A 14,454-nucleotide genomic window follows, 5' to 3' on the forward strand; every position below is an offset into this window, starting at 1 on the left:
AAGATTCTTTGCGCCGGCTACCGGAGGAGGGCGAAGAACTCGCGGATGTCCTTGACCAGCAGGTCAGGGGCGTCGTGCGCGGCCCAGTGGCTGCCGCGGTCGTACTGGTTCCAGTGGACGATGTTCTTGTGATCACGCTCGGCGAACCGGCGGATCGGCCGGAAGTCGAACGCGAAGCTCGCCAGCCCGATCGGCACCGTCGTCGGCTCCAGGGGCTGCCTTGCGTGGTGGTTGTCGTAGTACCAGCGGCCCGACGAGGCGCTGGTGTTGGTGAACCAGTACAGGGCCACGTTCGTGAGGATCACGTCCGGGCTCGCGACGTCGCCCAGCAACTGCCCGCTCCAGGCGACCTGGCCGGCGGGGGAGTCCGACAACGCGTGCGCGACGGTCTGCGGCTGGGCCTGCTGCACCCGGTCGTGGATCGCGTGCTCGACGAATCCCTGCAGGAAGTCGAGATACTCGAACTCGGCCCTCGTGAGCCCCTCGAACTCGACCGGATCGCCGGTCGGGAACGAGAAGATCTGGTTCACGTGCAGCCCGATGACGTGCGTGGGGTCGACCCTGCCGATGAACGGCGCGAGCACAGCCCCCGCGTCGTTGCCGTGCGCGCCGTACCTGGGGTAGCCGAGACGCCGCATGAGCTCCGCCCACGCCCTGGCGGTCCGCTCGGCGTCCCAGCCCTTCTCCTTCGGCGGGCCGGTGAAGGTGAAGCCGGGCAGCGAGGGGATCACCACGTGGAAGGCGTCGGCCGGGTCGCCCCCGTGGGCGGCGGGATCGGTGAGTGGGCCGACCAGGTCGAGGTATTCCACGAAGGAGTTCGGCCAGCCGTGGGTGAGGACCAGCGGGGTCGCGCCGGGCTCGGGCGAGCGCACGTGGACGAAGTGCACCTCCAGGCCGTCGATCTCGGTGACGAACTGCGGGAAGCCGTTGAGCCACGCCTCCTGGGCGCGCCAGTCGAACCCGTCGCGCCAGTACTCGACCAGCGCTCGCACGTACGACACCGGTACGCCCTGTTCCCACCCCGGAGGGATCGGGCCCTGGGGAGTCCCGTCGGTGACCTGATCCTCGGGGAGCTCGCCGGCGAACCGGGTCCGGGCCAGCCGGTCCTGTAGGTCGTCCAGGTCGGCCTGGGGGATATCGATCCTGAAAGGTGTGATTTCAGCCATTTGGTGCTTCTTTCGTGGCTTTTGTTGAAATAAAGTGAGTGCTGCTCAGGAAAGCCCGAAGCCCCCGTCTGCCTGGGCTTATGCGACCTCGGGGGAGCATCGCACAGGCTACTTATCGCTGATCTATGTAGCTGCTATACGCCGGAGCCATAAAAGGCGATATAAACCGACCTTGTCTGCTATGTCATAGCGATGCGAGCCTGACCGGTGAGTGTCTGCCTTGGAGGCCGAGATGAGGTTCGTCATCCTGGGCCCGGTGATGGCCTACGGGGAGGATGGCCCGCTGCCGCTCGGGCCGCCCAAACGCCGGCTCCTCCTCGCGCTGCTGCTCAGCTCCGGAGAGCGCGCCGTGCCGCTGGAGGCCGCCGTCGAGGCCGTCTGGGGTGGCAACGCCCCCGCGTCGGCGGTGCAGAACGTCTACCAGCACATCTCCCACCTGCGCCAGGTGCTCGGCCACGACGCCATCGCCGGGCAGGGCAGGTCGGGCTACACCGTGGCAGGGCTGCCCGCCAACCTCGACGCCCACACCTTCGAGGACCTGGCCGAACGCGGCTCACGCGCCTTGGCCGGCGGCGACGCCCCCACGGCCACGCGCACCCTGCGGCAGGCGCTGGCCATGTGGCGCGGGCCGGCGTTCGGCGACCTGGCCGGCGAGCCCGCGCTGCACCAGGAGGCGGAGCGGCTGGAGGAACTGCGGCTCGCGGCGCTGGAGAACCGGATCGAGGCGGACCTGACCGCGGGGCTCCACGAACCCGCCATCGCCGAACTGCTCGTGCTGACCAGGAGCCACCCCTACCGGGAGCGGTTCGTCGCCCAGCTCATGCACGGGCTCAGGGTGACGCAGCGGGCCAGCGAGGCGCTGGAGGTGTACCGGAGGACGCGGGCGCTGTTCGTCGAGGAGCTCGGCATCGAGCCAGGGCCCGTGCTGCGCCGGCTGCACCAGGCGATCCTCGCGGGCGAGCCGTACTCCACCGGTCCCTCCTCTGGCTCCGCCCGGCCGTCATCCGTGATCAGCGCTACTCCTGACGTCGAGCCGGCGGCCGTGGCCGTACCGCACGAACTGCCCGCCGGAGTCCGCTTCGTCGGCCGCCGGGCCCAGCTGCGCGAGCTGGACGCGCTGCTCCCGCGAACCACCGACCGCACCCCGCCCCCCGTGATCGTCACCGCCGTCGTCGGTACGGCAGGCGTGGGCAAGACCGCGCTCGCGGTCCACTGGGCCCACCAGGTGGCGCACCGCTTCCCCGACGGCCGCCTCTACCTCAACATGCACGGCTACTCGGCCGAATCACCCCGGCGCCCGCACTGCGCGGTCTCGGCCCTGCTGCGCTCACTCGGCATGCCGGCCGAGCAGATCCCCGTCGACCTGGCCGAGGCGGCCGCCCGCTACCGCTCCCTCATCGCGGGGCGCCGGATGCTCATCGTCCTCGACAACGCCCGGTCGGCGGCCCAGATCCGCCCGCTGCTTCCGGGCGAGGGCGGCTCGTTCGTCCTGGTCACCAGCCGCGACCGCCTCACCGGCCTCGTCGCTCAGGACGGCGCCCACCGTCTCACGCTCGACGTCATGACGGAGAAGGAATCCGTCGCCCTGCTCGCGCGCACGCTCGGCAGCAGCCGCGTCAACCACGAGCCCCAGGCCGCCGCCGCCCTCGCGGCACGCTGCGCCAACCTCCCGCTGTCGTTGTGCATCGCGGCCGCGCTCCTCAACGATCATCCCAAGCAGGGCATCACCCACTTCGTGGGGCAACTGGCCAGCGGCGACCCCCTGGTCGGGCTGACGGTCGACGGCCAGGAAGACGGCGAGATCGCCGTCCGCGCCGCGTTCGACCTGTCCTACCAGGCGCTCGACCCGTCGCTCCGCAGCGTCTTCCGCGGCCTGGGCCTGGTCGGCTGCCCCGACTTCACCGCCGAGGCCGTGGCGGCCCAGACCGGCATGGGACGCGTCGCGGCCGACCGCGCGCTCCGCCGTCTCGCCGCCGCGCACCTCGTCGAGGAGTCGCGGCCCGGCCGCTACACCCTGCACGACCTCCTGCGGGAGTACGCGGGCCAGCTCGCCAGGACCACCGACGACGAGGAGAGCCTGGCCGCGGCCAGGCGACGGCTCTGCGACTGGTACCTCACCACGGTCACCACCGCCCAGCGCCTGCTCCACGCCGGGCAACGGCAGAGCCCGCCGGACGTCGCCGCCCCATCCAACGGCCACGCCCCACCCACCCTCACCGACTACGCCTCCGCCCTCGCCTGGCTCGACGCCGAACGCCACAACCTCGTCGAGGTCGTCACATGCGCCTCCCGGCACGGCCTCGACAGAACCTGCGTCCACCTGGCCGACCGCCTGCGCGGCTACTTCGACCTGCGGCGCCACATCACCGACTGGGAGACCGTCGCGGGGCTGGCCAGGGAGGCCGCCGCGCGGAGCGACGACGAGGCGCTCCACCCGATCGCCCTCCACGGCGCCGCCCACCTCGGCTTCGTCCTCGCCCGATACGCCCAGGCCATCGCCTGCGTCAAGGAACTGCTGGCCCTCATGCCCGCGGACGCCTCCGCCAAGTCCCGCGCCGACCTCATGTCCAACCTCGGATACCTCCTGGCCAGGGTCGGCCGCACGGCAGAGGCGGAATCGCTGCTCGGCCAGGCCCGCGACCTGGCCCGTACGGCAGGCAGTACGGCCAGCCAGGCGGGCATCCTGCTCAACCTCGCCAACCTCCACCGCGACTGCGGCGACCTCGCCGAGGGCAGAACCGCCGCCCTCACCTCGCTGCGCCTGTCGCGCAACAGCGACGAGCCCCGATGGGTGGCCATGTCATTGGGGACACTCGGCGAGCTCGCCCACCTCCAGGGGAGATACGCGGAGGCCCTCACCTACCACGACGACAGCCTGGAGATGCACCGCCGGCAGGGCGACCGGCACGGGGAGACGGCGACGCTGGCGTGGCTGGCGCACACCTGCCTCGACCTGGGGCGCTGGGAGGAGAGCCACCATCACGCGTCGACGGCCCGTGACCAGGCTCGGGAGATCGGCGACCGGCACCAATTGGTGCACTCGATGATCGTGCTCGCGGCGCACTCACTCGCCACGGGCGACCCGGAGGCGGCCCTGGCCACCTGCCGGACGGCGCTCGGCCTGGCGGTGGAACTCGGCGACCCGTACCTGGAGTGCGACGCCGCCCTGGGCGCGGGCTCAGCCTCCGCCGCGGACGGGGGCTCCGATGCTGAGCACCTGGCCCAGAGAGCCCTCACCATCGCCCGCCGCTGCCGCTTCCGCGTGCTCGAAGGCCGCGCCCTCACCATGCTCGCCACCCTCGCCCACGAGCGGGCCGATCACGACCAGGCGGTGGAGCAGGCCTTCCAGGCCCTGGCCATCCACCGCTCCACCGGCCACCGCCTCGGCGAGGCCCACACCCACACCCTCCTCGGCCGGGCCCTGCGCGCGGCCGGTGACCCCCGGGCCGAGGAACACGGTCAAGCGGCGGACCAGACCCTCACCGACCTGGGCCTGACGGGCCGCCTCACGTAAGCACCGACCGGGGTTTATAAAGCCGCCTCACATGAGCACCGACCTGGGTCTGACGGGGCCGTCTCTCGTGAGCACCGACCTCGGTCTGACGGGGCCGTCTCACGTGAGCACCGACCGGGTCACCAGCCGGCTGATCCGAGCCAGCATCTTCCTGGGCCGCCGAGGCATGAGATGCGCCATCGGGAAGTTCCCCATCCCCGGCACGACGTAGCCCCGATCCCGCTCCAGCCCCTTGAGCGCCGCCTCCACGACCTGCCGCGGCGTGGCCATCCGCCCTCCGATGGCCGCCTTCCGCGTGCCGATCACGTCGAAGAACGCGGTTTCCACCGGCCCTGGCGTGACCGCGAGCACCTTGACGCCCCGCCCGCGCAGCTCGCTCCACAGGGCGAGGCTGAAGTTGAGCACGAACGTCTTGGACGACCCGTACGTCGCGAAATACGGCGCGATGTTGAACCCGGCCGTGGACCCCACGTTGATCACCCCGCCGGTCCCGCGCTCGACCATCCCCGGCAGCACCGCGTGCGTCAGCCCGACGAGCGCCACGACGTTCACCATCAGCTCGTCCCGCTCGCGCTCGGCCGGGATCTCCTCGAACCGCCCCGTCGTCCCGAACCCCGCGTTGTTCACCAGCAGGTCGACCTGGATGTCCCGGGCCCTGAGCTCCTCCTCGACCTTCCTGGCGGCGTCGGGCTCCGCCAGGTCCTGCCCGATGACCTCGACGTGCACCCCGTCGAGCTCCTTGGCGAGGGCTTCGAGCCTGTCGACGGACCGGGCCACCAGGACCAGGTTGTGCCCTCGCGCGGCCAGTTGACGGGCGAACTCCGCCCCGATGCCGGAGGACGCCCCTGTAACAAGTGCTGCACTAATCATGGACATAACGTAGCAGATTCTCAATTATCTGCAACACATAGTCTCAGTTAAGGATGCGATACGGTCTATCCATGAGCACCACCACAGGCCGCAAGCTGCGAGCGGACGCCGAACGCAGCATCCGCACGATCATGGAAGCCGCGGAGCGCCTGCTCAGCCAGAACCCCGCCGCGACCATGGAACAGATCGCCCAGGCCGCCGGCGTCGCCCGCGCCACCATCCACCGCCGCTTCGCCAGCCGCGAAGAACTCATCGACACCATGACCGCGGCCGCCTGGACCGACATCGCCCAGGCCGTCGAAGCCTCCCGTCCCGCCACCGCCCCACCCCTCGTCGTCCTCCACCAGGCGACCGCCAACGTCCTGCAGATCAAGTCCGGCTGGCGCTTCGCCCTCGCCCAGACCACCCCTCCGGGCGCCGCGGTCCAGCAGACCTTCGCCGAGGTCATCGCGGTCTGCGACGCCCTCTTCGCCCGGGCCAGGGAAGACGGCCTGATCAGGCAGGACGTCGACCTCGTGTGGGTCAGGCGCGTCTACCTGGCCCTCCTCGGCGAGGCCGCCCACGGCGGCATCACCGGCGAAGCCCCCGCCGAACACCCCGACACCGTCGCCGCCAGGGTCGTCGAAACCCTCCTCCACGGAGTCGGATGACCCCTCCGCCCGCCGGATATCGTGGACCCATGTGCACATACGCGGAGGTCCACTACAAGGTCCACTACGTGTGCATCCCCTGCCGCCAGAGCCACAAGTTCCCGTGGGACGGCGCCGAGCACCTGTGCACACGCTGCCGCGAGCCCATGACCTTCGCCGGCCACGACTTCGCCGCCCCCCGCAAGACCGCCCACCGCCAATGGGCCGCCGTCGAGGCGGTCCTGCGGGCGGGACTGCGCTACGAGGGCTTCGAAACGTGCGGCTGCGGCAGGGAACCCAAGTTCCGCCCCCGCACGAGCACCCAGGTCAGGGCAAGACGCCGCGTCGCGGCCCGCGACGGACTGCCGGAGGCCGAGGCACTGGCCTTGCGTGACCTCTGAGACGGCGGGGTCAGTCCCACGCGTTGAAGAGCGTGGCGCCGAGGGTCTCCGGCCGCCAGTAGGCGATCTGGCTCCACTCCGCGGCGGAAAGGCCCGTCGTGTCCGCCTCGCTCAGAGGCGCCAGGAGCAGCGACGCGGGCAGAAGGGCGAGGCCGAAGCCGTCGAGGACGCCCGCCCAGGACGGCGGATCCCGGAACTCGTCGGTGTACCAGTCGCGCTGCTCTGCCACGAAGGCGACCAGCGCGAACCCGGCGTGGAACAGCGCGACGTGCGCCCCGCCCCGGTCGGTGAGCGTGGCGCTGTGGAAGGTGCGCGGGTAGCGCCGCTCCACGAACTCCCCGACCCGCCCGCCGGCGGCACGCGCCGCGGCGTGCCAGGCGGTACGGCAGAGCTTGACGTCGATCTGCGGCATCGGGAGATCGCCGGCCTGGCCGAAGCCCGTCGAGCCACGAGCCAGTCGGAAGGTCGGGTCGTCCACTCTTCCTCCGTCTCCATCGGGTGTCAGCCACCCTCTACGTCTAAGCACCCCACTTACCCACACGCAAGCTTCGCCTGGGCGCATCGAGACCACGATTCCTCCACCCACGGCGACGACCGGGGGTCCGGGGGCCGGCCCCCCAAAGGAGGGGAGCCCGACCCCGGTTGGCGCGAAGCGCCTCGACATGGAGGCTCATGCCTTGGGAGGAGGTCAGGGGCGGAAGAATGCTCGCAGGTCCTCGGCGAGCAGGTCGGGCGCCTCCATGGCCGGGAAGTGGCCCCCGCGGTCGAACTCGGACCAGTGCTCGGCAGCCCCCGCGGGCCCGACGGCCGAGCGGATGCTGTTGTCGGCGGCGAAGACCGCCACTCCCGTGGGCGGCCCCTGCGGCGCGTAGTTCGTTGGCTCGTGCGATGACGACGCCATGGCCTTCCATGCCTGCATGCCCTCGTACACCATGTGCGACGAGCTGGCCCCCACCCCGTTGAACCAGGTCAGCGTCACGTTGGTCAGCAGCTGGTCCCGGTCGATGGCGGAGAGGTCGTGCGACCACTCCCGGTACTTCTCCACCATCCACGCCAGCTGCCCGACGGGCGAGTCGTGCAGCGAGTACCCCAGCGTCTGCGGCCGCGTCGACATGATGTGCAGATATCCCGCCCCCTCCGACCGGAAGGTGTTGAAGCGGGCGGCGCGCACCTGGTCCTCGGGCGACAGCCCGGTGGGGTCGATGGGCGGGCCGAACGGCATGGGGGTGGGCCCGGAGACGTGGACGCCGACGACGGCCTCCGGGGCGACCATGGGAAGCAGCCCCGCGACTCCCGACCCCACGTCCGTGCCGTGCACGCCGTACTTCGTGTACCCGAGCCTGCCCATGATGGTGGCCCACGCGCCCGCGACGCGGAAGATGTTCCCCCACCCCTCCTCCCGTACCGGGGTGGACCAGCCGTATCCGGGCAGGGAGGGCATGACCAGGTGGAAGTCCTTGGTCAGCAGGTCGACGAGCTTGATGAACTCGACGTTGGAGCTGGGCCAGCCGTGGGTGAGGATGAGGGGCAGCGCGTCGGGCGACGACGAGCGGATGTGGAACAGGTGGATCGGCTGCCCGTCTACCGTGGTCATGAGCTGCGGGTGGGTGTTGAGCGACGCTTCCTGGGCGCGCCATGAGTAGCCGTCGGCCCAGTAGGCGACGAGGTCGCGCAGGAAGTCGAGCGGCACCCCGCGTTGCCAGCCCTGGCCGGGGATCTCCGCGGGCCAGCGGGTACGGCTGAGCCGTTCCTTGAGGTCGTCGAGGTCGGCCTGGGGCACGTCGATGGCGAACGGGGTCAGGGCGTCGGTGGTCATGTCGGAAGTTCTCCTCTGGGGTGGTGAACGTCGAGTGGGGTGCCGCGTTACGACACGGCGCGGGCGTAGTCGGCGGCCCACTGCTCGGGGGTGCGGGCCGGGCGGCCGGTGATGCGCTCGATGGTGTCGGTCACGCGCGCGGGCCCGTCGAGGTGGCGTTCCCAGGCGGCGAAGAGCACGTCGGCCGGCGCGTAGGGGCTCATGGCGGCGCGGGCCTGCTCGGCGGGGAGTTCCTCGTAGCGCAGGGGCCGGCCCAGGGCCTTGCCCAGCAGGTCGATCTGCTCGGCGTGCGTGAGCGAGACGGGGCCGGTGACGTCGTAGGTCTGGCCTTCGTGCGCGTCGGTGGTGAGGGCGGCGATGGCGATGGCGGCGAAGTCGGCCGAGTGGATGGGCGAGGTGGAGGCGGCGGCGTACGGCCCGCGGACGACGTCGCCCGCCTTGAGCTGGCCTGGCACGTCGTAGGCCCACTGGAGCGGGTCGGCGGAGCCGATGTCGAGGCGCAGGAAGGTCCAGCTGAGGCCCGAGGAGCGGATCTGCTGTTCGAGGTCGTGGTGGAAGGCGGCCACGTCGTCGGGCTGGGGGTCGGCGCCGTCGACGACGGCGCCGCTGGACTGGAACACGATCCGGCGCACTCCCGCCTCGCGCGCGGCCTTGAGGAAGGCGGGGGCGAAGCCGGGCACGACGGCCAGCAGGAAGACGGCGGTGACGCCCTGGAAGGCGGCGGCGAGGGATTCGGGGTCGCCGAGGTCGCCGGCGACCACGTCGGCGGAGGCGGGCAGGCCGGAGTTGGCGGGGTCGCGGGTGAGGGCCCGGACGGGGGCGCCGGCTTCGACGAGCTGCTCGACGATGGAGCGGCCGACGGGGGCGGTGGAGGCGGTCACGAGGATCATGTGCGAGTCCCTTCTTCGAGGTAGAGCACCACAGTAGGAAGTAATGCGGAAAGGTTCGTTCCTCATTTGCCAGGGGTGTCCCTCACGCTATTTCGCTGGGATCCAGCGGCGAATCAGTAGCGCATCAGCATTCGTCCAGCGGGGGTGACTAGCGTCGGCGGCATGTTGCGGGGGCGTTCCGCTGAGCAGGCACGCATCGACGGGCTGCTGGCCGGGGCGGTGGCCGAGTCGAGCAGCGGGTGCCTGGTGATCCGGGGGGATCCGGGCATCGGGAAGACGGCGCTGCTCGACTATGCGGATGCCGTGGCCGAGGGGGTGCGGATTCTGCGGTGCACGGCGGTCGAGTCGGAGGCCGAGTTGCCGTTCGCGGGGTTGCATCTGCTGCTCAGGCCGGTGATGGGGTACGCCGGCCGGCTGCCGCCGCGCCAGGGGGCGGCGCTCAGGGGTGCCTTCGGACTGGGGGCCGGGCCCCCGGGCGCCGCACCCGACGAGGCGAGGAACGGGCCCCCGAGCGCCGCACCCGACGGGCTGAGGCCCGGGGGCCCGACCAAGCTCCCCGACGAGGTGGCGGGTGATCCGCTGCTCGTCGGCCTCGCCGTACTGACGTTGTTGTCGGAGGTCGCCGAGGAGCGCCCGCTGCTGTGCCTCGTGGACGACGCGCACTGGCTCGACCAGGCCTCCGCCCAGGCGCTCACCTTCGCCGCCCGCCGCCTGGAGGGTGAGGGCGTGGTGATGCTCATCGCCGCCCGCGACGCTTTCGCCGCCGACGGCCTGCCGTACCTGCGGCTCGAAGGTCTCGATCGGCCTTCGGCCGTGAGGCTCCTGGCCGACAGGGGTGCGCCGGCCGGCGAGCAGCTCATCGCGGAGTCGGCGGGCAACCCGCTGGCGCTGATCGAGCTGTCGGCGCGGCCGGCCGTCGAGACGCCGTTCCAGGTCGGGCCGGTCCCGCTGACGGGACGCGTGCAGGAGGCCTTCCACCAGCAGGTCAGGGTGTTGCCGCGGGCGACCCAGCAGGCGCTGCTGCTCGTGGCCGCCGACACGACCGGCCGCCTGGAAGTGATCATGAAGGCGGGTCCCGAGCTGGGCGTCACGGTGGCGGACCTGCAACCGGCTCTCGACGCGCGCCTGGTGACGGCCGTCGGTGGCGGGGTGGCCTTCCGCCACCCGCTGATCAGGTCGGCGACCTACCACGGCGCCCCGCTTCATGCCCGCGTGGCCGCCCATGCAGCGCTGGCGGCGGCGCTCGACGGCGACGGCGACGCCGACCGGCGGGCCTGGCATCGCGCGACGGCGGTGGCGGGCCCGGACGAGCAGGTGGCGGCCGAGCTGGAGCGCACGGCGGCCAGGGCGGCGGCGCGCATCGGTCACGTCGCGGCGGCCGCGGCCTACGAGCGGGCGGCGCAGTTGTCGGTGGAGGACGGCGCCAGGAGCAGGCGGCTGACGCTGGCCGCGGAGTCGGCCCTGGCCGGCGGGCAGCTGGAGCGGGCGGTACGGCTGGCGGCGCTGACCCGCGAAGGCACCGGCGACCCGCTGCTGCTGGCCCGCCTGGACCAGATCAGGGCGGCCGGCGCCCTGGCGGCGGGGGAGCTGCGCACCGCCTACGACATCCTGCTCGGCGCCGCCGCCTCGATCGGCGAGTCGGACCGGGAGCGGGCCTTCTGGATGGCCATGGAGGCGCTGTACTGCGCCTGGTTCCTCCCGCTCGACACGGGGCTGATGGGCGCGGGCCTCGATCGTCTCGCCGAGCTCGGTCATGCGGCGGGCGAGCCGTACCTGTCGCTGGTGTGGCTGATGCGCTGGGACACCGCGCCGCTGCTGGGGCGCTCGACGCGCGGGTATCCGCCGCTGGCCGAGATCATGGCGCCGGCCCGGGAGGCGGGCGCGCGGGAGGGGCTGCGCGGCCTGGTGCTGGTCGCGGGATGCGCGCTGATGATCGGCCACGAGCAGGCCGCGCGCGAGCTGGCGGCGTCGATGGTGGAGCGCAGCCGCCACAAGGGGGCGATCACCTGGCTGGTGCCGGGGCTGACCATCCTGGCCGAGGCGGAGCTGCTTCTGGGCAGGACCCGCGAGGCGTGCGAGCACCTGGCCGAGGCGCGCAGGGTGGTGCGCGACACCGGGCAGCGCCAGTGGGACAACCACATCGGCGGCGCCCTGGCGTACCTGGCGGCGATCAGGGGCGAGGCGGAGGAGTGCCGTCGTCACGCGGCCGAGGCTCTGACCGGGGCCAGCTCGGCGGCGGGCTCGGTGGGGATCATGTGGGCGCAGTGGGCGCTGGCGCTGCTGGACCTGGGTCAGGGCAGGGTCGAGGCGGCGCTGCTACGGCTGCGCGAGATGGCCGGGGGCACCCGCAGCCACCTGCTGCCCGGCATGCGCTGCCTGCCGGACCTGCTGGAGGCCGCCGTCAGGGGCGGGCATCGCGAGCTCGTCGGCCCGTCGCTGGCCCGCTTCTCCGAGTACGCCGAGCGGATGGGCCGGCCCTCGCTCGACGCGCTGCTGCACCGCTGCCTGGCCCTGGCGCGTGACGACGAGGCGCACTACGAGGCCGCGCTGCGCCTGGACAACGGCGTCTTCGAGCAGGCACGCACCAGGCTGCTGTACGGCGAGTGGTTGCGCAGGGCCCGCAGAAAGGCGGAGGCCCGCCTGCAGTTGCAGGCGGGCCTGGAGAGTTTCGAATGGCTGGGAGCGGTGCCATGGGCCGCGCGGGCCCGCGCCGAGCTGGAGGCCGGCGGGGCCGCGCCGGGCGGGCCCCCGGCGCCCGGCGAGCCCCTCGACGGCCTCACGCCGCAGGAGCTGCAGATCGTCCGGCTGGCGGCTCGGGGCCTGTCCAACCGCGACATCGCCGCCCAGCTGTTCCTGAGCCCCAAGACGGTGGCCTACCACCTCTACAAGGCCTATCCCAAGCTGGGCATCTCCTCGCGGAACGAGCTCAGAGAGAGGTGAAGAACTCCCGCACGTCGCGCACGAACAGCTCGGGCGCCTCCAGCGCGGCGAAGTGGCCGCCCTGGTCGAACTCGTTCCACCGCACGATGGTGTTGGCCTCCTCGGAGAACTGCCTGATGGCGATGTCCTGGGCGAAGTTGGCCACGGCGGTCGGCACGCCGGAGTTGTAGGGCCAGTTGGAGCTGTGCATGCTCTCGTAGTACATCTGCGCCGACGAGGAGCCGGTGTTGGTGAGCCAGTAGATCATCGCGTGGGTGATCACGTGCTCCTTGTCGATGGAGCCGACCGGCTCGGCCCAGTCGTGGAACTTCTCGGCGACCCAGGCCAGCTGGCCCACGGGCGAGTCGGCGAGGGCGCAGCCGAGCGTGTGCGGCTTGGTGGCCTGGATCTGGAAGTAGCCGTTGCCGTTGTTCATGTAGTCGTTCATCCGGGCGAGCCTGACCTGCTCGCTCTCGGTGAGGACGGCGTCGCCGGGGCCCTGGAACGGGATGAAGCCCATGGTGGCGGCGTTGACGTGCACGCCGACGACCCGGTCGGGGGCGACCCTGCCCAGGTCGGGGGCGATGAAGGCGCCGTAGTCGCCGCCCTGGGCGCCGAAGCGCTCGTATCCGAGGCGGTTCATCAGCTCGGCGTAGGCCTTGGCGATGCGGAAGCTGTCCCAGCCCGCCCCCGCGGGACCGGAGAAGCCGAAGTTGGGGTGCGACGGGATGACCAGGTGGAAGTCGGCCGACAGCGGCTCGATCACGTCGAGGAACTCCACCACCGAGCCGGGCCAGCCGTGCGCGAGCAGCAGCGGCAGCGCCTCGGGGTTCTCGGAGCGCACGTGGATGAAGTGGATGTTCTGGCCGTCGATCTCGGTGGTGAACTGCGGGTGGCTGTTGAGCCGCTTCTCCCAGGCCCGCCAGTCGTAGCCGTCGCTCCAGTAAGCGACGAGCTCCTTCAGGTGGTCCAGCGGCGCGCCCCGGTCCCAGTCCACGCCTTCGACCTGGGCGGGCCAGCGCACGTCGGTCAGGCGACGCTGCAGGTAGTCGAGCTCGGACTGCGGGATCTCGATGTGGAACGGGTTCATGGCGAGTCCTCTCAGATGGAAGTGATTACTTCAGGCCGGCGAAGAAGGTCTTCACGTCCTGGGCGAAGATCTCCGGCACCTCATGGGCGGCGTAGTGGCCGCCGACGTCGTAGAAGTTCCACTGGGCGATGGCCTTGTGGTCGCGCTCGGCGAAGCGGCGGATGGACTGGAAGTCGTTGGCGAAGTTGGCCAGGCCGATCGGGACGGTGGTTGGCTCGGTGAAGGGCTCGGCGCGGGTGTTCTCGTAGTAGAAGCGCGCCGAGGAGGCGGCGGTGCGGAAGAACCAGTGGATGGCGATGTTGGAGACCACCCAGTCGAGGCCCAGTTCCTCGCCCAGCAGCTGGCCCATCCAGCCGAGCAGCCCGGCGGGGGAGTCGGCCAGGGCGTGCGCCAGGGTCTGTGGCGCCTGCGACTGCATCTTGTCGTAGGCGCCCATGTTCTCCCAGAACCACTGGAGGAACTGGAGCCTGGTCTGGTCCTCCTCGCTCAGGCCCTCGAACTCGGCGGGGTCGCCGGAGGGGAAGGAGAAGACCTGGGTGACGTGGACGCCGACGACGTGCTCGGGGTCGACCCGGCCGACGGTCGGGGAGACGATCGAGCCGCCGTCGTTGCCGACGGCGCCGTAGCGCTCGTATCCGAGCCGGCTCATCAGCTCCGCCCAGGCCCGGGCGACGCGGATGTGGTTCCAGCCCTTGTCCCTGGTCGGGCCGGAGAAGCCGAAGCCCGGCACCGACGGGATGACCAGGTGGAAGTCCCGCGAGAGCGGCTCGATGACGTCGACGTACTCCATCACCGTGCCCGGCCAGCCGTGGGTGAGGATGAGCGGCAGCGCCTCGGGGTTCTCGGAGCGCACGTGGATGAAGTGGATGTTCTGGCCGTCGATCTCGGTCGTGAACTGGGGGTGGGCGTTGAGCCTGGCCTCCAGGGCCCGCCAGTCGAACCGGGTGCGCCAGTGCTCGACCATGCGCTGGACGCGACCCACGCTGACGCCGTAGTCCTCGCCGGATTCCGGCAGTTCGTCGGTGAAGCGCGTCGCCGCCAGTCTCGCCTGGACCTCGTCGAGCTCGGCCTGCGGGACCTCTATGCGGAAGGGATGGATCATGCCCTGCTCCTTCGTCTGCGTTGCTTCCATAGTACCAGAACGGAATCATCTATTCCA

General features: G+C 71.4%; 11 protein-coding genes. 4 read left to right on the forward strand and 7 right to left on the reverse strand.

Features of this window, described 5'->3' with window-relative positions; translation table 11 throughout:
* Positions 1-17 precede the first annotated feature (17 nt).
* A complete protein-coding gene (locus ACIBH1_RS02775) occupies positions 18-1,166 on the reverse strand; it encodes an epoxide hydrolase family protein (RefSeq protein ID WP_397311822.1) in 1,149 nt (382 codons plus the stop codon).
* Positions 1,167-1,398: 232 nt separating this feature from the next.
* On the opposite strand from ACIBH1_RS02775, the gene ACIBH1_RS02780 reads away from it, so the two are divergent.
* Positions 1,399-4,680, forward strand: coding sequence for a BTAD domain-containing putative transcriptional regulator (locus ACIBH1_RS02780; protein ID WP_397311823.1), 3,282 nt, complete (start codon positions 1,399-1,401; stop codon positions 4,678-4,680).
* 99 nt (positions 4,681-4,779) lie between these two features.
* On the opposite strand, the gene ACIBH1_RS02785 is transcribed toward ACIBH1_RS02780, so the two are convergent.
* Positions 4,780-5,550 (reverse strand): SDR family NAD(P)-dependent oxidoreductase, encoded by a 771-nt coding sequence (locus tag ACIBH1_RS02785; protein ID WP_397311824.1) that lies wholly within the window; start codon positions 5,548-5,550, stop codon positions 4,780-4,782.
* A 71-nt stretch (positions 5,551-5,621) separates the two neighbouring features.
* Here ACIBH1_RS02785 and ACIBH1_RS02790 point away from each other — a divergent pair, with 71 nt between their 5' ends.
* Positions 5,622-6,200 carry a TetR/AcrR family transcriptional regulator gene (locus ACIBH1_RS02790; RefSeq protein ID WP_397311825.1) on the forward strand — a complete coding sequence of 193 codons (579 nt, stop codon included), beginning with the start codon at positions 5,622-5,624 and terminating at the stop codon, positions 6,198-6,200.
* A gap of 29 nt (positions 6,201-6,229) precedes the next feature.
* Positions 6,230-6,580: a hypothetical protein gene (locus ACIBH1_RS02795; protein ID WP_397311826.1), complete on the forward strand. Its 351-nt coding sequence runs from the start codon at positions 6,230-6,232 to the stop codon at positions 6,578-6,580.
* A 10-nt stretch (positions 6,581-6,590) separates the two neighbouring features.
* On the opposite strand, the gene ACIBH1_RS02800 is transcribed toward ACIBH1_RS02795, so the two are convergent.
* From ACIBH1_RS02800 to ACIBH1_RS02810, 3 genes are all read right to left on the reverse strand, one after another.
* The gene (locus tag ACIBH1_RS02800; RefSeq protein ID WP_397311827.1) at positions 6,591-7,058 is read right to left on the reverse strand and encodes a hypothetical protein; all 468 of its coding nucleotides are present in this window, start codon (positions 7,056-7,058) and stop codon (positions 6,591-6,593) included.
* Between the two features lie 210 nt (positions 7,059-7,268).
* Complete coding sequence (locus ACIBH1_RS02805; protein WP_397311828.1) at positions 7,269-8,396, reverse strand: epoxide hydrolase family protein; 1,128 nt, start codon at positions 8,394-8,396, stop codon at positions 7,269-7,271.
* 47 nt (positions 8,397-8,443) lie between these two features.
* Positions 8,444-9,286 (reverse strand): NAD(P)H-binding protein, encoded by an 843-nt coding sequence (locus tag ACIBH1_RS02810; protein ID WP_397311829.1) that lies wholly within the window; start codon positions 9,284-9,286, stop codon positions 8,444-8,446.
* Between the two features lie 162 nt (positions 9,287-9,448).
* Here ACIBH1_RS02810 and ACIBH1_RS02815 point away from each other — a divergent pair, with 162 nt between their 5' ends.
* The gene (locus ACIBH1_RS02815) at positions 9,449-12,226 is read left to right on the forward strand and encodes an AAA family ATPase (protein WP_397311830.1); all 2,778 of its coding nucleotides are present in this window, start codon (positions 9,449-9,451) and stop codon (positions 12,224-12,226) included.
* On the opposite strand, the gene ACIBH1_RS02820 is transcribed toward ACIBH1_RS02815, so the two are convergent.
* Both ACIBH1_RS02820 and ACIBH1_RS02825 read right to left on the reverse strand, forming a co-directional pair.
* The gene (locus ACIBH1_RS02820) at positions 12,213-13,295 is read right to left on the reverse strand and encodes an epoxide hydrolase family protein (protein ID WP_397311831.1); all 1,083 of its coding nucleotides are present in this window, start codon (positions 13,293-13,295) and stop codon (positions 12,213-12,215) included. The genes ACIBH1_RS02815 and ACIBH1_RS02820 overlap by 14 nt on opposite strands.
* 25 nt (positions 13,296-13,320) lie before the next feature.
* Positions 13,321-14,397: an epoxide hydrolase family protein gene (locus tag ACIBH1_RS02825; RefSeq protein ID WP_397311832.1), complete on the reverse strand. Its 1,077-nt coding sequence runs from the start codon at positions 14,395-14,397 to the stop codon at positions 13,321-13,323.
* Positions 14,398-14,454 lie beyond the last annotated feature (57 nt).

Source organism: Nonomuraea sp. NPDC050663 (assembly GCF_044456985.1).
Taxonomy (GTDB): domain Bacteria; phylum Actinomycetota; class Actinomycetes; order Streptosporangiales; family Streptosporangiaceae; genus Nonomuraea.

Excerpts from the sequence above, each read along its gene's own strand:
- ACIBH1_RS02775 (WP_397311822.1), bottom strand. The coding sequence starts at position 1,166 with ATGGCTGAAATCACACCTTTCAGGATCGATATCCCCCAGGCCGACCTG.
- ACIBH1_RS02780 (WP_397311823.1), top strand. The coding sequence starts at position 1,399 with ATGAGGTTCGTCATCCTGGGCCCGGTGATGGCCTACGGGGAGGATGGC.
- ACIBH1_RS02785 (WP_397311824.1), bottom strand. The coding sequence starts at position 5,550 with ATGATTAGTGCAGCACTTGTTACAGGGGCGTCCTCCGGCATCGGGGCG.
- ACIBH1_RS02790 (WP_397311825.1), top strand. The coding sequence starts at position 5,622 with ATGAGCACCACCACAGGCCGCAAGCTGCGAGCGGACGCCGAACGCAGC.
- ACIBH1_RS02795 (WP_397311826.1), top strand. The coding sequence starts at position 6,230 with ATGTGCACATACGCGGAGGTCCACTACAAGGTCCACTACGTGTGCATC.
- ACIBH1_RS02805 (WP_397311828.1), bottom strand. The coding sequence starts at position 8,396 with ATGACCACCGACGCCCTGACCCCGTTCGCCATCGACGTGCCCCAGGCC.
- ACIBH1_RS02810 (WP_397311829.1), bottom strand. The coding sequence starts at position 9,286 with ATGATCCTCGTGACCGCCTCCACCGCCCCCGTCGGCCGCTCCATCGTC.
- ACIBH1_RS02815 (WP_397311830.1), top strand. The coding sequence starts at position 9,449 with ATGTTGCGGGGGCGTTCCGCTGAGCAGGCACGCATCGACGGGCTGCTG.
- ACIBH1_RS02820 (WP_397311831.1), bottom strand. The coding sequence starts at position 13,295 with ATGAACCCGTTCCACATCGAGATCCCGCAGTCCGAGCTCGACTACCTG.
- ACIBH1_RS02825 (WP_397311832.1), bottom strand. The coding sequence starts at position 14,397 with ATGATCCATCCCTTCCGCATAGAGGTCCCGCAGGCCGAGCTCGACGAG.